The following is a 21,329-nucleotide window of genomic DNA, read 5'->3' on the forward strand; positions in this document are numbered from 1 at the left end:
TCACGACATCAAAGCCATGACCAAAGCCGCTTCGACAGCTTCTTCGTCATCAGAAAGATCCATGCCGGTTAAACTCAGGAAAAGTTTTTTTGGATCATCAACAAGCATCGACATTCCTATTTCTCCGCGTTTCGGAAGTTCATAAACTTTTCCCGAACGCAATACAACAATCGGTCGCAAATCATGCCATATTTCTTCGCTTTCTTTGTTGACTTTTTTTAAAATGATCGCGCACGCTTCAGATATCGAAATCTGGTCTCTCCGAAATTTCAACATTCCTTCGTATCCCATTTTTCGCACGTAATCTCTGTATTCTCTAAACTGAATATACAAATAAATTTTAAACTCTCGTTCGTCATCGGTTACCAGCTTGTGATGTGACGTTTGTTTCATCACTATCGTTTTATATTTCTGGGGAACTGTTTTCGAAAAGATAGAGCAAACATATGAACCCCAACGCTTACGGTATTCAACTTTGATTTCGTTTTGATCAAGCGGTAAATATACACGCGCCGAATCATGGCGAAACAACCAACGAAGGCGCAAACGAAGACCTAAAGCCCGCAAAGAGTACGGCTTGGCATAGCCAATATTATAGGCCATCCTCATAATAGATTCGTTAATTTCCTTCTTACTCTGCATGTTTCGTAGATATGAACCATGACAATCTTTCGTCATTTTTTTTACCTCCTTTTTCTTCTTTTTAAACAAGGTTCTAAATCGAGGCCTGAAGCAATAAGGCTTCGATTTTCTTCATTGCGTCTTTTCCACGAGGAATTCTCTTGGCCCCGGTGATTTCTTTAAAAATGCGTCTAGGGCTACAATCCAACTTATTTTTAAGTTCAAATACCGCAAATGGCGTATAAAAAAGACACTTATTCTGATATCTCATCCAATTGAATTGCAGTAAAAGAAAGCAGGGTTCTTCAAAAACTATATAATCTATTTCATGGTATTTTTTTTCAAGACTGCTCACTTCGATCCCATGTTTGCGAGCCTTGTCTAACGTGTTTAAAACAAAAGAGTGTAGATAGAGAGTGTCATCGCGATAGAAAAATTCCACTTCTTTCTCCGCCTTCCTCTCTTTAAGAAGAATAAAAGGACAGACCGAGGCCCGTCCTTTTTATTCAATCTTCACTTTTTTCGCCCATGCCGGTACATTCGCCCACACATCTTTATTAGGACGAATAATACCTACCACCATTGGGACGGGAAGGGGTTGATCCGGCCAAGGAGTTAAACCGTCGGTCAAGACAACAATTACGTCCGGTCTGGGCCGAAGCTTAGCCGCCGCTTTGGCCGATTCCCCCATGTCCGTTCCTCCTCCACCGCGGGCATCTTTCAACGCGCGACGGAAAGCTGATTTACTGCTGTCCGTAATCTTATGCGCACCGTATGCCGCCGCGTCAGCATATACCAATGATAAATCCGCAAACTTAAGAAGCCCCTGGACTTCACTCAAAAGCTCCTCGAGCTCTCTGTCGGATACGCTACCGCTGGTATCTACTACAACCGCAACATTTGGACGGCGCCGGATCATCCCGGGAAGCAGGTATTCTGTCGTCCGGATTCGGCGGTTCGGTCGCTGTAAGGAATAATCCTCCGCACCGCTTTTCGTCGCACCCGAACGAATGAGATTTCGCAGCATGAGCCTCCAATCCACTTTCGGAGGCTCAAGGACAGTTTCTACCCACCGGATCAACCCGCCGGGCACGTCTCCACGCCCCTTTGCCGCTTCTGCAATTGCGTGGGCAACCTCCCTTCGGATCACCTCAAGCCGTCCGGGGGTAAGTTTCCCTTCCGATTCGGCATTCTCCCAAGGGGCAGTGCGACCGGTTGCGGCGGAACCGCTCACCCCAGCCCCTGGTTTCGCCCCTCCAGTGCTGGCTGGGCTGGAAGATTGGTCTCCTTGGTCTACCGACTGACCTCCACCTTGCTGACTTCCACCTTGCCCCGAGGTGCCGCCAGATTGATTTCCGGATTGACCCCCCTCTTGTCCAGAGGTGCCGTTGGATTGATTTCCGCCATTACGCAAAATGGCGTTTTTCATAATCCATTCGGCGTACTCCTCTGCCAAGAGATTCTTCGGGAATCCGAAGGGCTCAGGAAAGAGGGCTTCCTTTCCGTCGATCTCAGGGAGTTGAAAACCATCTTCTCTGAGAATCTGGTTGATTTCCAGATCCCCCGCAATATTTGCCACTTCATGCGGGTATTCTTTGAGCCGTACGAAGTGGACCTGCAAAAGATGAAGGATTTCGTGGTAAAGTACCGCCGAAATCTCTTCTGTTGTCCATTTTTCGACGTTCTTAGAGTAATAAAGAACACCCGTTTCCGATACCGCCATCGTTTCTACGGTTTCACTCTCTATAGGGAGGAGAGAGTATACTGCCGAAGCAAAGTACGGACGTTTTTTTAGCAGTCTAAAAATGGCTGCGTCTAATTTTAAATTCATTCTTATCCTCCTTTTTTGTGTATTCGGGTTTTATGATTGAAATAGACGAATCATTTTCCAGTTAAAATTCATAAATTTAATTTCACAAGTCGCCAGTTTCAATAAATACGTTCAATGCATTGACCAATTCCTTCGCTTGTTTTCTTGTCAAATGCATCCTTGTATAAAGCATTACATCGTCGGGGATGTCGTATCGCACCCAACCAGTTCCACCTTGAGGTGTCTTGCTTGCCATAATCTTCGGGTCTGCATCATCGACACCTAACCAAATAGCATCTTCAGTCGCCAATGATGATTTTTGCAAGGAGCATTTTACCCCGTACAAATCAGTAAAACTAATGATTGTGAATCCTCTGTTCGTTACGCTTTTTTCCATTACAAACATCTCCCTGCCACGTTTTATTAGATACCATATTCTGGTTATTATGGATGCTCGAATTTTCATTCCGACTCAATAATCGAAATAGCATATTTTTAAAATCAAAAGCCCCCGTTTTCGAGGGCTTTTTTTGTTAATTCATCATCCCGGCTTCTTTTAGAAGGGGGACGAATTTTTGGAGGTGCGGAAGGATGTCTTTGAGATGTTTGTTCATTTCAGACTTTAGATTCCCTTCCGCCTTTGACTGCCAGGCTTTCAAAGCCTGTGCACCTGAAGCCCCGATAGCAGGGCTTCCTTGCTCAGCGGTTCTCCCTAAAACCTCCCATGCGGCCATCCAGGACTTAATATTGTTATGCCGGATTGCCGCAGCGACAACCGAGTTTACGATCGCATAATCCCGATCGCCTCGCCCGGTAAGATGGAATGTCTTCGGATCGCGGAGAAACTGATCGGGATCGGGGAGATCCACCTCCCTTACGAAAGTGAAAAATTCCAGCGCAGTTCCGCGCCCAACGGCGCCGGATGCCGCGACAAGCATTTCGTCTTCACCCATCTCGGCGGCTTCCAATGCCGCTAAGGCAGGCACTAGAAGCGACGCCCAAGATCGCGGCGTAGGAAACGAAGGAAACGCCGGATTTTCAATTTTTGTTTTTGAAAGGAGGTCGGGACGGCGTTTGATAAAAGCGGACACAAGGGCGTTGTACTTTCCTTTGCCTGCTTCCCATCCTTCCGGCAACACGGGCGGACGATAAAAAAATCCGCTCATGATTCCGTCGGCAAACTCGCTTGCGTCCATGTTCCACTCGACATGAACAAAGCGGTTCGCCATAGGTGGGTCGAGCTCGTAACCGCCAACAGCTTGATCCGGGGGGTTTGCTGCCGCCACGACACGAACGTCGGTGGGAAGCTGCATGTCTCCCAGCCTCTTATTCAGCACCAATTGTAGGAGTGGCGCCTGTACGGCTGGAGGGACGGTTGTAAGCTCGTCCACGAAGACAATTCCCTTCCCCTTTTCAATGAATTCTTTCGCCCACGCCAACGGGGCGTGGCGGGTGAATTCCCCTTCGAGCCGTGGAAGACCCATTACATCTGTCGGGTCCATAGAGGACCCAATGAGGGTCTTTACGGGGATTCCAAATTCCTCCCCGAGACTTTCCACGAAACTAGATTTTCCGACGCCCGGTTCTCCCCACAGGAGAACCGGGATGTTGGCCTGCAAAAGAATAGAAACAAGATTCTTTTTCATTTAAATCCTCCTTTTTTTATTTAAATTTTCATCATAATCTCCCTGGCTCGGGAGATTTTTTCAATATTTTCTTTTAACCCGGACGTTACTCCGGGCTGTTTCCAATCCTCAAAATCACCATCCGAGACGGCTAAACGAATTCCCTCTTGCACCATCGCGGGGTATTCGTTTACCATCTCAGCAACAATCGGGACGAAATCCCCTAGCCAACCGGTGAAAATGATGTCCCAATTTAGCCTCTCATACATCGAGACGTGAATCACGCCTCCTGTACGAAAATAGCCGAAGTTTTCATCCTCCAAGTAACGGAGCCTGAAATCTTTGGCTCCGCTTAACCCTCTATGGACGGTGATTTTCCAGGGATTAATCCTTCCCCGGTGAAGCTTTTCCCCTTCTTTTTTCCAATCCGGATAAGCCGCATCCATGATTGGAAATAGAAGAGTTACATCGGGGGATTTTCCCCCGAGCTTTTTGATAAGGAGTCTATCATTGTCAATAGAGACTCCAACAGACCCCTCTCCATAAAAAACTATTTTTTTCATTTTTTTGGGACGCTTGAAGCGCCACTTCACCTCCTTTTTTTTTAAAAAAATAAAAAAAGCCACTCCTCTTAAAACAAAATGCGTTTTAAAAGAAATGGCTTTTGTTTTTTTACACTAAAATGAACTTTGTTTTTCCTCTCTCTGTAATGAGAGAAGAAAAGAAATGAATGACTATCCTCTCCTCGAATGGGAGAAGAAAAAAATGGTCTAAATCCTATACTTTAATTTTATTATATTAGTTAGCTGTTGTCAAACAAAAAAGAGCAAATAGCTCCCGGAAAGTTATGGTTATTTATTTTTTTTAAACAACTTTTTCTATAACGAAGCTTGGAGCAACAGAGCTTCGATTTTTTTCATAGCATTTTTGCCGTATGGTACACGACGGGCTCCTGTTACTATTAAGAAAGCATTTCTTGCGTCTTTTGTGAATCTTTTTATTTCAAATTTTCCATACGGTGTATGAAGAATCCGCTTTGTGATTGTACTAACTAAAAGGAAACACGGTTCTTTAAAATCAACTAAGTGCTTTTCTCTAATGTTTGCTCTCAATTCGTCTACTTCAATACCGCATTTTGCGGCTTTTAACAACATTTCCCTTCTCTTTCTGTACGATAGATAATTTCTGATTTCTTCTGAGCGTCGTAATCCCATTACATCTCCTATAACTTCCCACATATCTTCAAAGGATTTTCTATTTGTAAAGAAAACGGTTCGATTTACGCACAATCCTTCAAAGATGTAAAAGTACGCTCTTACCCCAATTTTCCTCTTCCGTCGAAAAAACTTAAAATCTACGTTTACCATTTTGATAATCTTTCCTTTATCTTCCTTACCACATTTTCCTAATATTTTTACATATCCGTGAGTATTTTCCCGAAAGATGTTCATTACTTTGTCTACATCTTTTGGCATAATACGACGAACATCGGTTTCAGTCTGGTAAGCGTTTAATTCTCTAAAAGTTACAGTCTGGTAGGCATTTAATTCTCTGAGCAAGTCTTCACGAAATTCATTAAGCTGTGAAATATCACCGACAAATTTCAGTATCCTCCATGTTCCCATTTTTAATCCCTCCATTTTTTTAAAGAAAACAGGGACTTTCGCCCCTGTACTGTTGTAATAAAATAATCAGGGTGGTTTCTGATTGTTCCTTCGAATAATCTTGTGAATTGCATGATGCTATCCCTGAACATTTTACTCTAACCCGTGTTATACTTTAAGTGGTTGACGTTCTCCCCAGCCCTAAAGGGCGGGGATTCTTTCTCGCTTATCACGAGCTACACCACATATGCGGCTGATACCGCACACCGATGGGGGACGCCATTACCCCAACTACTGGGCCTAAGCCCAGATACTTGCGCCGGATATTGATTGCACCAACGCCATCCCGATGGTAGGAAAAACCGCATGTGCACTTGAACTCCCTGCCTTTCGGTTTGTGTCTAACCCCACATACCGGACATTCCTGTGAAGTGTAGGATTCATCCTGCAATACGGTTTTTAACCCTAACCTTTCGGCTTTGTATTGGATGAAGTATCTTGTCTTCCCAAAAGCCCATTGGTGCAGTTTCTGGTTTGCGACCGACCCATAATCAATATCCTTCCGAATATCCCGCACATCTCCGATCACTACCGTCTGAATCCCTTCTCGATACAGGATTGAGACAAGTTTGGTAGTCTCTTTGTGCAGAATATCATGGATTTGGTTTCTTATCTTTGCAAGCTGTTTCGCCTTCGAGCGAATCAATCTCCTCCAGCGACGAGAACCTTTCTTTTTCTTGTCGATTTTGCTTTGCAAAAAAGCTTTTAACTTGTTTTGGTATCTTCGTTTCGATCTAAGAAGCCTGCCGTTAAAGATATAGCTTTGCTCCCCATTATAAACAGCTGCGATATGAATTTCGCCCAAATCAATTCCTGCCGTTTTATCGCCTTGAGTCTGTTTTAGATTTGGCTCATTCAGATATGTCGCTCTTAATTCGTATTGTTTTCCATCCCAACCGATTTCGACAAGTTTCGGCTTTTCGAATTGCCACGGCAAAACAAGCGGGTTATTTCCTTTTCCGTTGGAAAGATAAAGAAGTCCATCTTTGATCCGGATGGCATCTTCTTTCCATTGGATTCGAAAATATCGTCTACGTCGTTTTGGTGGCTTTGCTTTTAAATCCGTTTTTCTTCGTTCTCTCCATGATTTCAGCGAAGCAAAGAAAGTTTGAACGATGGCTTGCGTCGATTGAGAGTGTAGATTCCGATTCTTAACCATTTTCATCATCGCATTCGGACTCAGCCATATTCCTTTTTTCCGAACAACACGCCAGAATCCTACCAATACTTTCGTGTAGGTTTCTCCGGCGTTCCTAGCAAGATTATCTAACTCTTTGGTTTTCCCTATTTTTAACTTCCTAACAATATACATTTTTACACCTCCTTTCGTGGCAGGCGCCTTATATCCCCAGCCCTAAAGGGCGGGGCTTTACGGCGCATTTGGTAAAGGTGAGAAAGTTTAACCTCAACATTCTCGTATCCATCCGGCAACATATGGGTATCTTTTCCGTAGCCAAATGTTCCCGGTACCCTTAGCTCTTCGTCCCGCGGTGAAATCAAATGCCCGTCGGGTGTTTTTACCATGGTAGCTGTTTCGTTTTGATACTTTTCCAGATACTCTCCTTCAACTTCAAAGAATTCCAGGAATTCCCTTGGGCAATCCTCCCCGTTGTTTTCCTGATAGGGGGCAAGTAGAGTTTTTACCTGATCCGGAGACTTAGAGATAACCGCAACCTTAAAATGACTCATCTAACATCTCTCCTTTTTTTGAATTTTAAATATAAAAAGGCGATTCCCGCCTTTAGCAGAAATCGCCATTTTCAACACAATAAGGGTCTAAACTATCAGACCCGTTTTTACAAAAAAAAGTATGCGCATACCACCGTGTTTGTGGTATTTCTATAATTCCTTCTCCCGGTGGTGGAAGAAGGAAAGGTTACACTATTATCCTCTCCCTGTGATGGGAGAAGAAGAATTAGAGCTCAAACTACTGTAGTATTATTATAATCTTTCTCAACTTATATTGCAAGCTTTGTTATACAAACCAAAAGCCTCCGCCGATACTGGCGAAGGCTTAGCATATCGTTATATATTATCCAAAATTTGCTTAGCTTGATACAGGTCTTCTCTTTCTTTATTTATTTTCATTAACACTTCGAGGATGCGGCGAAGCGCTTCTTCTCGCTCTTCGGGATGTTGGTAGAATGGGTTTTTGTGAAAATCTACAATCTCCACGGCACGATCAGCAATTTCGTAGATTTTCCACGGTATCGGCTTATGATACAGATTTGTTTCGACGATCCCTGAAGAACCGTCTACTTCCCAAATGCCAAGACCGGACACTCCTGTTACCAATGTATTGTATGCTCCTTCCCAGGTTGCATTTACGATGTGGATGTGAATGTCCTCTTCAATGCCTATATTGCCGATATATTGTACTTTTCCAACCCAATTTCCTGTTGGGGTGTAATGCGCTAAAATATCTCCTGTTTTTATGGAAATTTCTCCTCTATACTTTAACAAATCTATTCTTTCTCCTTGATTAACCGAGATACTCGTTATAAATCTTGTGCTGAAAGGGAACCAATCGATAATTAATTCCCCTGTGTTCCCGAAATCAGCGAAGCCTTCCTGAATTTTTCTTATCGTTAGGATGTGTTTTTTAGGGGTAAAAAGGTTTAGGTTTAAATTATAGCCCTTTATCATCAATATTGTGCGGCGCGGTGACCCCAACCTCTTAGGGCTGGAGGCGCCTTTCCTCCTTTCTTTTTTTTTGGTAGATATACTGTTCCAAGAGCCTCTACTTTAACTAGTGAGGCTCTTGGGATTTTTTTGACCTCTAACACCTTTTTGATTGTTATAAGGCCTTTTATCCAGAAGATTTTTCACTGAATTGACCTTACCTGTTAATCTTTTTCTCGGCGGCTTCCAGCGCCTTTCTGTACCTGTTAACTTTGGAGCGAAAATAGCGTCTAACTTCGCCAAACGGTATCCATATTCCACGCTCCTCTATTTGCGCGTAGACCCTATTTAAAACGATTTCATATTTATCCTTCTGAGGAGGGTGCCCCAATTTTTGACCAAGACGTATATACTCGCTTCTTAAAAGTTCAGCAATCCAAACTTTCTGCCGTTCCTTCAGATGCGACCAGGTTTTGTTTGTTTGAAGCAGCCGTCCGTTAACCCAAACGTGATTTTTCATAATCTACCTCCAATAACTGTTAAATTAATGCGCTTTAAAGTTATACAACGGTCGAATTACATCCACAATATCCAAAGTATCTTTCGTGTTGGCGATAATCTCCTCCATCGGCTTATAGGCAAATGGGGATTCATCAATCGTTGTCTCGCATACGGATGTGGAATAGATCCCCTTCATCGCCTCTTGGAATTCTTGCAATGAAATTTTCTCCCTGCTGGCGGAACGGCTAAATAGCCGTCCTGCTCCGTGTGGGGCGGAATAATTCCAGTCCGGATTCCCTTTTCCGATGGCGATAAGGCTTCCGTCACGCATGTTCATCGGGATAATCACTTTTTCCCCTTTTCTTGCGGAAATGGCTCCCTTGCGAAGAATCATGTTTACTGTGTCAATATAGTTGTGGATGGTAGTGAATTCTTCAACAAGCGTTAATCCCATTGCTTTAATAATTTCATCCGCCATCGCTTTCCGGTTAATCTCCGCATACATCTGGGTAATTCTCATGTCGTGAATATAGTCCCGAAAGGATTCCCCCTCCAAATAGGCAAGCTCTTTATTGACTTTTGCAGGTTGCAATTTCTTAAGCTCCGTTTGAATCTCCTTTTCCCTACCTTGCGCCTTTAATTCTTGAATCAAGGTTTCTTTCTTATTTTTGAGATTCATGAGCTCCTTATATGCGACCTCCTGGTAGTATTCTGCCACTTGTTTCCCAAGGTAGCGGCTTCCGGAGTGAATCACCAAATACAGGTTTCCATCTTTATCTCGATTTAGTTCGATAAAGTGATTCCCTCCCCCGAGCGTTCCCAAGCTTCGTTTTGCCCGATCCATATCGATATGACGCCTGCTCTTTAATCCTGCGAAATTGATGTGTTCTTCGTATGGGTGCGCTTTGTTGCGAATTTCATAGCCACTAGGGATTTTCTCGTGTACAATTCGGTCCAGTCGCTCCAGATCCACATCTTTCTCTTCCAATTTGCTTACATGCATTCCGCACCCGATGTCTACACCAACCAGATTGGGAACAACCTTATCCTGGATGGTCATGGTGGTGCCGATCGTGCACCCTTTTCCGGCGTGTACGTCCGGCATAACTGCGATACTGGCACCTTTCGTGAATTCCTGGTTGCATAGCTCGATAAGTTGAGCCACTGCCTTCTCTTCGATTTGGTCTGCAAACACCTTGGCTTGATTATGTTTTCCCTGTAAAATTATCATTTTAATCTCTCCTTTTTTTGAACTGTTATTTTGTTTTAAGAAATATAGTTCCAGGAACCCTTACCTTAACAGGCAGGGCTCCTGGTAAATTTAGATATTAAATTTCGAATACTCGTAGAGCCTTTTCATCCAGAAGATCCTTCGCCACATCCACTTGATCGGAAATTCGCTCCATTTGTTTCGATATATTTTCTATTACATAATCTCTAATCAAAATGGAACGCATTTTAAATTCTTTCTTTTCTTTGGTCTTTAAGAATTCATTGATGAAATATTCGGATATGCCGGCTTCTCCATCGGTGATGAAAACGATATCTGCTTTATTAAAGCGGCTTTGGTTAATCGTTTCCATCGCCAGTCTAAGCGGCGCTTCAAAACTCGTGCCGCCAACAGGCTCGGAAGTTGCCATGTCCACAAGATCTTTTGCTGTCATCTTCCCTTTTTTGTAGATCGCAATGTTCGCTTTAGTGTTAAAGGGAATATAGGCGAAATCCCTGTGTTGTTTCCTTGCGATTGAGGCTAATGCAAGTGCAAAACCTTTCGCCTGCTCATCCGGATCGCCATCCATACTGCTCGACTGATCCAAGCAAAGGATGATCGGGCCTTTCCCCGTTTTCTCTTTTCCTTTATTGTCGTAAATGAACGTCTGCCCCTCAGCAAATCGGCGAAGAAAATCTGTTCTTGCGTGTTTGTAATTCGCCAATTCCATCGGTAGAAGACGTTCCACTTCATTCCCGAGATTTACTCCGGATCTTTCTATTGCTTCTGTGTGCTTTGCTTTCTGTTTCTTCTGGGCAATTTTCTTAAATCGCCCCGCCCATTCCGCGACCTTTTTTATTTTCGGTTGCTTACTTAGTTTTTCAGCAACCGCAATCTGGTCACGCAACGGAATACGACTCAGTTCCGCTTCCTCATTGCCTGCATTTATTCCGCCAAAGAGAGATTTCAAATTTTCTTTTGCTTCTTTGGTTTCCTTAGCGGCGGAAGCAAAGGCGGACTGGAGGCTGGAGGGGTTGGACTGGATGGAATTCAAAATCGCTTTTCTTAACGCCTCCTCCAGTGATTCTATTTTTTTGTTTCTTTTATTTTTCCCGTCTTGGTCTTTTCTGCGGTTTTCTTCGTCTTGTTGTTTTTGATATGCTTTCTGAAAATTCTTCAACGCATTTTGGATTTCTTGATTTCTTTCTTTCTCCTGATTGAACCATTCATACACTTTTTCGGTGTATTTTACGGTTCCGATTGCAGACGAAATGTCATCCAAACGCGTCGTCTTCCGTATATCATGAAACGATTCATCGTTCATGATCCGTTCAATGATATTTTTGTTCGTCTCTACCTCCGCATTCACTTCTTGCTTTAATTCCGGCCTCATTTTATAAAGAGAGGCCCACACATCCCCCATCAGGGGGTAAAGCAGAATGCCGGGAATGCTTTCTTTGCCTAACTGCTGCAGCTTCGAAGACATATTGTAGATTTCCTCGAATCGACGCCGATCAAAAGCATCGGTATTTAAAACAGAAGTATCGGCATTCAAAATCGTTTTCATTTTTTTACCTCCTTTTTTTAAAATTAAAATCAAGCCCCCGGCATTTTAGTCGGGGGCTAAAAAAAGGCGCAAACCGCCTCTTTAAGATTTTTTTACAATGAGCGCCAAAACTTCGAACGATTGAGGGTATACAGATCCGACTTGTTCCCATGCCCCGCAATGTGGACACTCAATCCAAAAATCCGGAATCACTTCTCCCTCGTCATTTGTCTGCAAATAATCCTCTTCTTTCCGCTCGTAACGAAATGGCTTTTCGCATTCAAAACAAATAAGAATATGCGGTTGATCGAATGACATGCCCATCCGGCCAACGAGCGCTCTTTCATCGCGATGTAGAAGAAGCTGAATCGTTTCCTCCTTTATCATGAAACACGCCTCCTTTTTAAAAAAACATCTAAAATTAAACCTCTAATACCTTGTCGACCGCATCTTGTTGACTTCTTTTCACTTTATTTATTAAATCTGTGATCTCCTCCTTTTTATGGGGGTTCCCATTTAATATTTTCTTTGCCTCCTCCAATAGATTTTTTAATTTCTCCGTGGTTTCTAGACCCAAATCCACATTTGGGTCGTCATAAAACCTTTGCATTATTTCATTCAACTCTGCATTCATTTCCTTGATACGTCTGGTAACCGTATCAAAGGAATTTTTTTCGACAATCTCCATAGCAGTATTTCTCTGATCCGGAGATTCCCAGAGTACGTTCGCAAGGATAATGAGATCCTCACGAATAACCTCCGTTCTACCCTCCATATGAGCTTTGGCCTGCAGGAGAGAAAGAGACTGTTTAAAACGGCGATCAGAGGGGTGAATCCCTTCGTCACCCAACTCCTTTTTTATCTCAAACAGGGTTTCGTAAATCTCCTCCCCTATCGAGACAAGAGAGCACAAGAATTGTTGCTCCTGGAGCTCGCTTAGGGATATTTTTTCAGGCGAAAGAGGTTCCGATCCCTTAAGCATGGAAACGAAAGAATCCCTTTCTTTTACATACCCTACTTCGAACCGGAGCAGGAATCGGTCAAACATCGCTTCCAGCCCCTCCCCTTCTTCGGGGTATTCGTTACTGGCTCCGATAAGGGAGATGAGCGGCGTTTTGATCGGGTATCCGTTGTTGTAAAAAAGCCGCTCGTTCATCAGAGTCAGAAGCGAGTTTAAAATAGCCGAGTTTGCCTTAAAGACTTCATCTACGAATCCCAGATGGGCTTCGGGAAGTTTGTTTGCCGTATTTCTTTTGTAAATACCTTGTTCCAGTTCCTTCAGAGAAACTGGACCAAATAGTTCTTCCGGGGTGGAGAAGCGGGTTAAAAGCCATTGAAAGTATTGAATCCCTTCAAAGGCTTTCGCCATTTCCATGACGATTGCGCTTTTACCGGTTCCCGCAGGCCCAATCAAAAGGACGTGCTGCCGGGCCAAAAGCCCGACAAGCAGCCCTTCTACAACGCTTTCCCTCTCAAAGAATTTTTGGGAGAGATAGTTTTTTAGATCAGCAATTTTTTGCATTTTTTTAACCTCCTTTTTTATTCTTCATCAAACATGAAGGTGACTGACAACTCCCCTTCTTCTTCATGAAGGCGAACGAAAACCGGAAGCCTTTCTTCACCGATTCTTTGGAGAAATTGGGCATGATCCTTTTTCTCATCAAAATTGACGAAGAAATTAAAAATCGTACCCATTACTCCTTTCCGATCCCCGCCAACACTTTCAAATAGCGTGCGGGTGAACGCAACGGGAACTTTGAAACCTGTTTCTTTGGCGTACCTCGTCACATCGACGAGGACACCGTCTTCAAGAGCCTGTTTTCGATGGATATAATCCATGAATCGCCCCTCCTGTCTTTAATCGATTTCCCTTTACGTTCCGGTTGTATGGCCAATCCGGTATGAAAATTTCCAGATTGCGCTTTACAGAACGTAAGGAGGTTATTTCATGAGGGCTATCCTCGATGGCACCCCATACACCGGTTAAACCGCGGACGACTTCCCCCTTCGGTTTCCCTTCGGTGTGAAGTATGGGAGCGTCTGGCAGCCCGTGTTTATAAAGCCAAATTTCCGTTGCCCAGCGAGTGTGTTCGGGTCTGGCGGTCAGATATATAATATCGTTCCTGAACCCATACATCGCCAGAACAAAGGAAACAACAGGGAGGATCGGTTCCGCATTAAGAAAGATCCTCCCGTCGTTCCAAACTTCTTCGGGAACCGGGGCCGGGTATGATCCCGTGTCGATCCCCATTTTTTTAAGCTGGCCGTTGGTATCGGCCAGCGTATTATCTAAGTCTACAAGGAGTATTTTCTTCATTTTCAACTACTCCTTATAGGCGATTTAAAAGTTCGGCTACATGGTTTTTTAAACTATCCACGTAACCGTCCAGCATGGCAACATCACCTGTTACCAAGCTTTTATATTCTTTATAATCACCGATGACGCGCCTTGCGTCCTCGATGATTGCTTTTAGTTCTCCCTTTCGAACCTCTCCTTCTATGCCAGTGCGGCATTGGTAAAGGAGGTTCTCGATGTGTTCTCGGAGCTTTTTACTCACCATACCGCGGTTCTCTGCGGTATTGATGAGGGGGACTTTGAAACCTTCTCCTTTATCTAGTGAGTTCAAAAAACTCACCAGCTTAAAAAGAGTGTCGGTATGGCTGGCTGGGATGAAGTAGACCCCTCCCGTGGGGCGGACGGGCGTTGCGGCCATCGATTTGATGATGTTTGCAACCATAACCCGAACCGCTTGAGCGGGGTAGGTCGTCCGATAGATGTTGAACAACCTCTCCGCCTCTTTTGCTAAGACTTCCGTTTCTTGGCTTGTTGCGGAGAAGGAAAAATGATTGATTTCCTTTTCCAGAAACATCGTGGCAGCAGCGGGATCGTACCAAAGGCGTTTTCCTTGCTGATCAACCTCTTCTACCACAATGTTCCTCTGGATCATTGTCTTGTCAGCATAAACTTCCCGAACAAGGAAGTTTCTTTGACCATTTTCGATTTTTTTGGAGCTTTCAACCTCCTTCGTGGCCCGCCGAAACGCGTCGCTCGGGCGGATTTCGTTCGGGAGGTACTTCTCCTCAAGACCGGCGTTAATAAGTTTTTGCCGGAGCGCTTCTCGGGAGACAGTGTGTTCTCCGATCGAATACCACGTCAAATAACCAATTACATCCGTTTCGGGGGTTTGAACCGCGGCTAGATTTTCCAGTTTCATTTTTCCACCCCCGCAATCTTATACGAGATACCCAAAAGCGAGAATAGACATTCGTTGGAACAGAACCAACTTTTCCCGATGCTTGGGTATTCGTACCCAGATAAAATTTCTTTGCCGCAATTCAAGCATTTGCCGATTACTTGAATAGCGACTGAATGCTTCTTGTCTTTCATTTTTTTTCTTCCTCCTTTTTTCTTTTTTTTAAAAATAAAAAAGGCGATCCCTGCTTTTAGCAGAAATCGCCATTTTTAACATAATTAGGGCCTGAACAATCAGGCCCGTTTTTAACAAAAGGTATGCGCATACCACCATTAAGGTGGCACTTTTTATTCCCTCTCCCTGTAGTGGAAGATGGAATTTACAACAAAACATGTGTTTTTTTCTTCCGGAGCGGAAGAAAAAGAAAAGATTATAATGCTTTGATTTAATTATATATTAGATGTTAAATTTAAGCAACTATTTTCTTATTATCGTTCCCTAAAAGAATAGGCGGGGTTTTCCGCAGAACGGTCTCATCGGTAATGATACATTTTGCCACGTCGCTTCTGGACGGGATCTCATACATCACATCCAGCATGATCCCTTCCAGAATGGAGCGTAAACCCCTTGCCCCCGTCTCCCGTTTAATCGCCTCTTGCGCGATTCTCTTGACGGCATCCGGGGTTACTTCCAGTTCTACGCCATCCATTTCCAAGAGTTTCTGATACTGCTTAATTAAAGCATTCTTCGGCTCTGTCAGAATACGGACCAAAGCCTCTTCGTCGAGAGGGGACAAGGTGGCGATTACAGGAAGTCTTCCGACGAATTCGGGGATTAAGCCGAATTTCAAGAGGTCTTCCGGCACAACGAGGGAGAGATACTCTCCTTTTTTCAGATCTTGGGAGTTTAGATCTGCGCCAAAGCCGATCACTTTCTTACCGATCCTGCGTTTGATGATGGTTTCCAGACCGTCAAATGCTCCCCCTACAATGAAGAGGATATTGGTGGTGTCGATCTGGATCATTTCTTCTAGCGGATGTTTTCTGCCTCCATACGGCGGAACGTTGGCAACGGTGCCTTCCAAGATCTTCAGTAATGCTTGCTGGACTCCCTCTCCCGATACGTCGCGGGTGATGGAAGGATTCTCCGATTTGCGGGCGATCTTATCGATTTCATCGATATAGATGATGCCGCGCTCCGCCTTTTCCACATCATAATCGGCGGCCTGGATCAGCTTGAGCAGGATATTCTCCACATCCTCCCCGACATACCCCGCCTCCGTCAGCGAGGTGGCGTCAGCAATGGCAAAGGGAACGTTCAAGAGTCTCGCTAAGGTCTGGGCGAGCAACGTCTTTCCGCTTCCCGTCGGCCCTAACAGCAGGATATTGCTCTTGGAGAGCTCCACATCGTCCTTCTTCGTCCCGGAATAGATCCTCTTATAGTGGTTATATACGGCAACGGAAAGTGTCTTTTTAGCCGTCTCCTGCCCGATTACATATTCATCGAGGAATTTACGAATCTCGGCGGGCTTCGGTACTTCCTTCAGATCTGCCTCATATTCCGATTCTAATTCCATTTCGATCGTTTCATTAAGAATTTCGATGCATTCATCGCAAACGTTTACACCAGGGCCCGCAACCATCTTTTTAACTTGATTTTGATCTTTGCCGCAAAAAGAACACGTTAAAATTTGTTTTTTGTTCATTTTACCATCTCCTTTTATAAAAAAATATTTTACATATGGATTGTATTAGAGTTAATTTTAAAAAAGCAAGTTTTACGAAAGAAAAAAAATGGCGGGAAAACCCGCTTTTTTTTAATCAATGCCTATGTTCTTTAATCTTTCTCGTGTTTTTGCTAATTGGACGAATTCCGCAAAGACCGCTTCTCCGTATTCTTCGTCAGAACCACGTTCGGAAAGATCAATTTTCTTCAATGTATCCTTTATCTCATCTAATGTAAACAGTGGTTCAGGAGCTTTATACAGTTCGTTCATCAAGAGCATCTCCCCTCTTTAATCCTCTTTTTTTTAATCCTCTTTTTTTTTAAAAAATAAGCTTAGGCGGAAGGAATTGGCGCATTAACAATAAAAGGGGTAAGCGCAACAAAAACGCATACCCCTTTTTGTCCTATACGTGCACTTTCTTATTTTCTTTAGAGGTTGTCTTAACTTCCAAAAAGGATTGGAAATCAATCTCCTCTGGGATTTTTTGTCTCTCTCTCATGCTTCTAATTATTTCGTGATCAATCGCCTCCTCAAGAGCGGCCATTAGGAAGAGATTTTCTTTCATCTTCCCGCAATTTTCACATTTGTACATGGGGATGTTGTTCACTTTAATAGAAACCTTTTCATCTGCAATTTCATAATCGAAGGTTTCTGTGTCTAAAACAACTTTCATTTTCCCGCCGCACAAACACTTTTCATCCGGTAACTCTTCCTTGTATTTTTCCGCAGCCATCCTTAAAAATTTAGCGACACTATTTCCTGCGTACAATGCGGCTTTTAATTTAATCATTCGATTCTCCTCCTTTGTTACACGGATCTCGGGTATAGTGAATTCTCTAGGATTATTCGATTTCGGGCGTCCTACTTTTGCCATCAATTTCTACCCCCTTTAATCATCTTAATCCTATTATACCCTAAATCCATGTTTTTTGCACGACAAAATTTTAAATATCGTCTTCTTCTTTCTGATTCTTACAAAAGCAAATCCGCTTCTGATAGTTATTCTCCCATTTATACTCCTTTGATCTTGGATCATAGACTGTAATAACATCCCAACATTTAATATCAGTAAATTTACATACCAAATGAATCGGTCGGAAAATCTTGGAACTTATCTTTAGATGGTATATAATGAGTAACGTGGTTTCTCCATCCTTCACGTTTCTCTCTATGCACCATCCATTTTTCAGAGCATCAACAATCTGATACTCTGAAAAAGCACGAAAAAACTCACGTCTTTTTGCATGTCTATAAAGATTTAACTTAGCACTTCCCTTCTGCATATATTTCCAAAACCGCTCTAACTCTCTTTGCCCAATTAGGGCTTGGGTTTGCTGGATTTTCTCGTGTTTTGCAGCTTTCAATCTGCATTTTTCCGGATTTTCGCAACCCATCTCTTAACCTCCCCTCAATAGGCGAAAACTCGTTTTTCCCGTTGTCTGTTATACGAGCCCTTACCTTTTTTATTTCGGACGACCTGCGTGACAGGCCTCCTTGTCCAAGCCTCTCTTGGAAGGTTCGGTTTCTTCGTCGATTTCGACATGATTCTCCTCCTTTCCCTATCTTTGTAGATAAGGAATTATTTTTTGGGGTGGAATTTCCAGTAGACGAGCCAAGAATTCTACATCCTCCGTCTCGGCTTCTTCCTCTTCCAATTGCATGAGGAAGTAGAGTTTCTCCACCGCACTCTCCTTATCCACCTTTCCCCAATCATACTTCCACCGGAAATGGCGGGCTGGGGCGGCGTTGGAGAGGATGCGCCTGAATTCTTCCACTCCTTTTGTCCGGATAAATTCGTCCGGGTCTCCTTCGGGAATGAGGGCTACTTTCACGTCGAATCCCAATTCCTCCAAAGTTTTCGACGTGTGATATGCCCCATATCTACCGGCGTCATCTCCGTCATAACAGATGATGACTTTCTTGGTGTAATCCCGGAGAAGATCGGCCATTTCAGGAGTTATTGATGTCCCCTGGGACGCAACCACGTTCGCGATCCCTGCCTGATAAACGGAAAGTGCGTCCATATATCCTTCCACCAGGACGACTTCTCCGTTCTCCATGATAGCCTCTTTTGCCTTGTTAAAGTTGAAGAGGCTCCTTCTCTTGTGAAACAACGGGGTATCCGGGGGAAGAAGGTATTTCGGCTTTCCTGTTCCCACACTTCTCCCGACAAAGGCAACAAGGCTGCCACCCACATCCTCAACAGGGAGCATGATCCGGTTATAGTACCTGTCTTGGTACATCCTCTCGTTTCTTACAAGGAGACCGATTTCGGTCATTTCGACCGGATCGTACCCCTTCTCAAGAAAATATTTTGTGAGAGCATCCCGTTGGCGCGGAGCGTAACCTATCATTCTGTCCCGAATCGTTTCTTCTCGCACCCCGCGTTCAAGAAGATATTGAAACGCCTTTTGTCCTCCGGGGGAGATCAAGATTCGATGGTAGAATAACGCGGCAAGAAGAAGAGCTTCAATCAAACGGATTTCCTTCTCGGGAGGAATCTCCATCCCAGCCCCCTCTTTGATCGCTCCGATCTTTTTTAGAAAGAAACCAACGTCACCCCCGTTTCCACATACGGGGCAATAAAAGACCTGCCCCTGCCTGTCAACCTCTAACGTCGGCTCTTTACTAATGTGAAACGGGCACAGTCCCTGATAGACGTGCCCGTTTTTCCTCCGAAGGGGGATATATCGGCTGATAATGTCTACGATCTCCATGGGAAGCCCTCCTTCATTTTTTCAAACGTGAGCGCCTCCAGCAGGCGTTTGTTGCCAGAGGCGCTCATTAGAAGACTCGCGATCACCGCCTCTTTTGTGAGGCGGTCTTTTTCGATGAGCCTTTTGAGAAATTTTTCTTTCGGGCTCATTTTTTCCCTCCTTTTTTTAAGGCATCCGCAAAGCAATTTTCTTTGGGGTGCCATAATCTATTTTTTTGAAGAAACGAGCGAACCGGAATTTCTTCCAGTTGTTTATATTTGTTAATATTAGGAAATAGCTGGAAGTTAGACCTCTGAAGTCTATTTTCCATTCGCCCATTTCGACATCAACCGTCTTCCTTTTTGCGAGTACCGTCAAGGTGACGGTATACGCAAAAACTTTTTTATCCGGATATTTCCGCGATAGTTTCTCTATCGCCTCTTTTGTGAACCTCAACACCTTCCCCTTATCCGCGTAATAGAATATGAAAATGGGGTTATGCTGGAGTTCGATACCGTCTTTCGTAACGACATACGTAAAGTAGCGATTCAGACGGCCACCTCGAATCTTATTGATGGCCTCTAAAACGCCAAAGAACACAAGAGGCCCCAAAATTCCAAAAGTGTATGTTGAAAACGCAATAACGTACACTAAAACGACCAAAAGGAAAAAAGCCGTAATTTTTGATAAAATCTTTTTCATTTTTTTACCCTCCTTTTTTTTGAAAATGAAAAGCCATCTCCTAAAACAGAATTAAATGGGATGGCTTTTGATTTTGTCTAATTTTTTATTTTTTTATTATGGTTTTACATATGTCCCAATTCTTTTAAACTCGTGAATCCAATCTCCCCGACGATGATATGGTCGAGGACATTGATATTCAGGATCTCGCCGCCTTTAACGATTCTTTTGGTGAGTTCGACATCCTCTTTACTCGGCGACGGGTCACCGCTGGGGTGATTGTGAAACAAAATAATACCTGTCGCGTTGTTCAAGAGAGCCGAAACGAATACTGATCGCGGATCGATCAGAGTATAATTAATCGCCCCGACCGAAACAACATGGACTCCCGTGACTTTGTTTCTAACGTTCAGCGACAGAAATCCAAATTTTTCTACTGGCGACTCATGAAGGTGCAAAACCTTTCGGATCAATCCTTCCGCACTAACAGGGTTGTCTATCACCTTCTCGACATCATACAGCCCGCTGGCTTCCCTTATCAGGCGGACCGAAAAAATATTGATTCTGGTGGACATTTTTAAGCCTCCTTTTTTGTTTTTAAAAATAAAAAAAACCATTCCTCTTAAAACAAAATGCGTTTTAAAAGAAATGGCTTTGTTTTTTAACAATAATAAACTTTTGTTTCTCTTCTCTCCGTGGTGAGAGAAGAAAAGAATTAGAACATTATCCTCTCCCTGTAGTGGGAGAAGAAGAATAGAAAGAAATCTACGTTATAAATTTACCATACAGAGTGTATGTTGTCAATCGCTAAGTGATGCCCTTCCCTCAATAAATTAAGAGGGATTGCTGCCCCACGCGCTCCCCTGTTTTTTTCTAAAAGCGTATATATATTCTGTTATGTGTACAAAAAAAAATACCTGGAGCGATAGGCTATGGGCTGTTTTTTTTGATAAAATATAACTATAAAACAAAAGAAGGTGACAGGGATGAAGAAACAAATTATAAAACGGTTCGATGAAGAACTTAGCTTGTTGAAAGATGGATGGTTTGACGGCGAGGGAAAAGCGTTAGATAAAAACGGAGTCAAGTGGTTCACTGATCTTTTCAAAAGTTTTTATCCCGAGGAACTCCCGATGCCGTATGTCTTCCCCACCATTGACGGCGGTATTCGACTTGAGTGGTCCATCGGTCCGCATGAAGTCTCTTTAGAATCAAATCTTAAAACTAAAAACGGATACTGGCATGTTTTGAATGTCGAAAACGAACAAGTGGAAGAACGTGAACTTTCTCTTGACCGGAAAAAAGATTGGGATTTTATCTCTGAACGTATTGAGAGTTTTATTACAACCTATCGAAAAAAAGGTTAGTCCAGAATATGGACTAACCTCCTTCTATCGCCTTTCGGCATCACCGCAAAATTGAGCGCCTATATT

General features: G+C 43.5%; 27 protein-coding genes. 1 reads left to right on the forward strand and 26 read right to left on the reverse strand.

Going from position 1 to position 21,329, the window contains the following annotated elements; genetic code table 11:
- The 26 genes from THEAE_RS0111285 to THEAE_RS0111425 form a co-directional block, all read right to left on the reverse strand.
- Positions 1 to 678 carry a hypothetical protein gene (locus THEAE_RS0111285; protein ID WP_028987544.1) on the reverse strand — a complete coding sequence of 226 codons (678 nt, stop codon included), beginning with the start codon at positions 676 to 678 and terminating at the stop codon, positions 1 to 3.
- Between the two features lie 37 nt (positions 679 to 715).
- Positions 716 to 1,063: a hypothetical protein gene (locus tag THEAE_RS0111290; RefSeq protein ID WP_028987545.1), complete on the reverse strand. Its 348-nt coding sequence runs from the start codon at positions 1,061 to 1,063 to the stop codon at positions 716 to 718.
- A 60-nt stretch (positions 1,064 to 1,123) separates the two neighbouring features.
- The gene (locus THEAE_RS0111295; protein WP_028987546.1) at positions 1,124 to 2,452 is read right to left on the reverse strand and encodes a vWA domain-containing protein; all 1,329 of its coding nucleotides are present in this window, start codon (positions 2,450 to 2,452) and stop codon (positions 1,124 to 1,126) included.
- A gap of 82 nt (positions 2,453 to 2,534) precedes the next feature.
- On the reverse strand, positions 2,535 to 2,828 hold the full coding sequence (locus tag THEAE_RS0111300; protein WP_028987547.1) for a hypothetical protein: 294 nt from the start codon (positions 2,826 to 2,828) through the stop codon (positions 2,535 to 2,537).
- A 136-nt stretch (positions 2,829 to 2,964) separates the two neighbouring features.
- Entirely contained in the window at positions 2,965 to 4,077 is a 1,113-nt protein-coding gene (locus THEAE_RS0111305; RefSeq protein ID WP_028987548.1) for an AAA family ATPase, read from the reverse strand.
- A gap of 20 nt (positions 4,078 to 4,097) precedes the next feature.
- Positions 4,098 to 4,619 (reverse strand): hypothetical protein, encoded by a 522-nt coding sequence (locus THEAE_RS0111310; protein ID WP_156920605.1) that lies wholly within the window; start codon positions 4,617 to 4,619, stop codon positions 4,098 to 4,100.
- A gap of 315 nt (positions 4,620 to 4,934) precedes the next feature.
- Positions 4,935 to 5,681, reverse strand: coding sequence for a hypothetical protein (locus THEAE_RS0111315; RefSeq protein ID WP_028987550.1), 747 nt, complete (start codon positions 5,679 to 5,681; stop codon positions 4,935 to 4,937).
- A 208-nt stretch (positions 5,682 to 5,889) separates the two neighbouring features.
- Entirely contained in the window at positions 5,890 to 7,032 is a 1,143-nt protein-coding gene (locus tag THEAE_RS20745) for an RNA-guided endonuclease InsQ/TnpB family protein (protein ID WP_156920606.1), read from the reverse strand.
- A gap of 2 nt (positions 7,033 to 7,034) precedes the next feature.
- Positions 7,035 to 7,409, reverse strand: coding sequence for a hypothetical protein (locus THEAE_RS0111325; protein WP_028987551.1), 375 nt, complete (start codon positions 7,407 to 7,409; stop codon positions 7,035 to 7,037).
- Positions 7,410 to 7,745: 336 nt separating this feature from the next.
- Positions 7,746 to 8,183, reverse strand: coding sequence for a hypothetical protein (locus THEAE_RS0111335; protein WP_156920607.1), 438 nt, complete (start codon positions 8,181 to 8,183; stop codon positions 7,746 to 7,748).
- A gap of 376 nt (positions 8,184 to 8,559) precedes the next feature.
- Positions 8,560 to 8,862, reverse strand: coding sequence for a hypothetical protein (locus THEAE_RS0111340; RefSeq protein WP_028987553.1), 303 nt, complete (start codon positions 8,860 to 8,862; stop codon positions 8,560 to 8,562).
- 24 nt (positions 8,863 to 8,886) lie between these two features.
- Positions 8,887 to 10,074, reverse strand: a complete 1,188-nt coding sequence (locus tag THEAE_RS0111345; protein WP_028987554.1) for an RNA-splicing ligase RtcB — start codon at positions 10,072 to 10,074, stop codon at positions 8,887 to 8,889.
- A 97-nt stretch (positions 10,075 to 10,171) separates the two neighbouring features.
- On the reverse strand, positions 10,172 to 11,620 hold the full coding sequence (locus tag THEAE_RS0111350; RefSeq protein WP_028987555.1) for a vWA domain-containing protein: 1,449 nt from the start codon (positions 11,618 to 11,620) through the stop codon (positions 10,172 to 10,174).
- A gap of 81 nt (positions 11,621 to 11,701) precedes the next feature.
- Entirely contained in the window at positions 11,702 to 11,986 is a 285-nt protein-coding gene (locus tag THEAE_RS0111355; RefSeq protein WP_028987556.1) for a hypothetical protein, read from the reverse strand.
- Between the two features lie 34 nt (positions 11,987 to 12,020).
- A complete protein-coding gene (locus THEAE_RS0111360) occupies positions 12,021 to 13,121 on the reverse strand; it encodes an AAA family ATPase (protein ID WP_039944441.1) in 1,101 nt (366 codons plus the stop codon).
- 17 nt (positions 13,122 to 13,138) lie between these two features.
- On the reverse strand, positions 13,139 to 13,438 hold the full coding sequence (locus tag THEAE_RS0111365; RefSeq protein ID WP_028987558.1) for a DUF6573 family protein: 300 nt from the start codon (positions 13,436 to 13,438) through the stop codon (positions 13,139 to 13,141).
- Positions 13,407 to 13,916: an HAD family hydrolase gene (locus tag THEAE_RS0111370; protein ID WP_028987559.1), complete on the reverse strand. Its 510-nt coding sequence runs from the start codon at positions 13,914 to 13,916 to the stop codon at positions 13,407 to 13,409. Before THEAE_RS0111370 ends, THEAE_RS0111365 begins: the two co-directional genes overlap by 32 nt.
- A gap of 13 nt (positions 13,917 to 13,929) precedes the next feature.
- Positions 13,930 to 14,814, reverse strand: coding sequence for a DUF6744 family protein (locus THEAE_RS0111375; protein WP_028987560.1), 885 nt, complete (start codon positions 14,812 to 14,814; stop codon positions 13,930 to 13,932).
- Positions 14,815 to 15,262: 448 nt separating this feature from the next.
- Positions 15,263 to 16,498: an ATP-dependent protease ATP-binding subunit ClpX gene (gene clpX, locus THEAE_RS0111385; protein WP_028987561.1), complete on the reverse strand. Its 1,236-nt coding sequence runs from the start codon at positions 16,496 to 16,498 to the stop codon at positions 15,263 to 15,265.
- A gap of 111 nt (positions 16,499 to 16,609) precedes the next feature.
- The gene (locus THEAE_RS0111390; protein ID WP_039944442.1) at positions 16,610 to 16,789 is read right to left on the reverse strand and encodes a hypothetical protein; all 180 of its coding nucleotides are present in this window, start codon (positions 16,787 to 16,789) and stop codon (positions 16,610 to 16,612) included.
- 133 nt (positions 16,790 to 16,922) lie between these two features.
- Positions 16,923 to 17,393, reverse strand: coding sequence for a hypothetical protein (locus tag THEAE_RS0111395; protein WP_028987563.1), 471 nt, complete (start codon positions 17,391 to 17,393; stop codon positions 16,923 to 16,925).
- Positions 17,394 to 17,463: 70 nt separating this feature from the next.
- Entirely contained in the window at positions 17,464 to 17,913 is a 450-nt protein-coding gene (locus THEAE_RS0111400) for a DUF4258 domain-containing protein (RefSeq protein WP_028987564.1), read from the reverse strand.
- Between the two features lie 165 nt (positions 17,914 to 18,078).
- Complete coding sequence (gene dnaG, locus THEAE_RS20750; RefSeq protein ID WP_052329944.1) at positions 18,079 to 19,236, reverse strand: DNA primase; 1,158 nt, start codon at positions 19,234 to 19,236, stop codon at positions 18,079 to 18,081.
- Entirely contained in the window at positions 19,224 to 19,385 is a 162-nt protein-coding gene (locus THEAE_RS23025; protein WP_156920609.1) for a hypothetical protein, read from the reverse strand. Before THEAE_RS23025 ends, dnaG begins: the two co-directional genes overlap by 13 nt.
- A gap of 16 nt (positions 19,386 to 19,401) precedes the next feature.
- Positions 19,402 to 19,917 (reverse strand): hypothetical protein, encoded by a 516-nt coding sequence (locus THEAE_RS0111420; RefSeq protein WP_028987565.1) that lies wholly within the window; start codon positions 19,915 to 19,917, stop codon positions 19,402 to 19,404.
- Between the two features lie 104 nt (positions 19,918 to 20,021).
- The gene (locus THEAE_RS0111425) at positions 20,022 to 20,471 is read right to left on the reverse strand and encodes a JAB domain-containing protein (RefSeq protein WP_028987566.1); all 450 of its coding nucleotides are present in this window, start codon (positions 20,469 to 20,471) and stop codon (positions 20,022 to 20,024) included.
- Positions 20,472 to 20,882: 411 nt separating this feature from the next.
- On the opposite strand from THEAE_RS0111425, the gene THEAE_RS0111430 reads away from it, so the two are divergent.
- On the forward strand, positions 20,883 to 21,263 hold the full coding sequence (locus THEAE_RS0111430; protein WP_028987567.1) for a hypothetical protein: 381 nt from the start codon (positions 20,883 to 20,885) through the stop codon (positions 21,261 to 21,263).
- Positions 21,264 to 21,329 lie beyond the last annotated feature (66 nt).

Origin of the sequence: Thermicanus aegyptius DSM 12793 (genome assembly GCF_000510645.1) — a bacterium.
Classification (GTDB): Bacteria; Bacillota; Bacilli; order Thermicanales; family Thermicanaceae; genus Thermicanus; species Thermicanus aegyptius.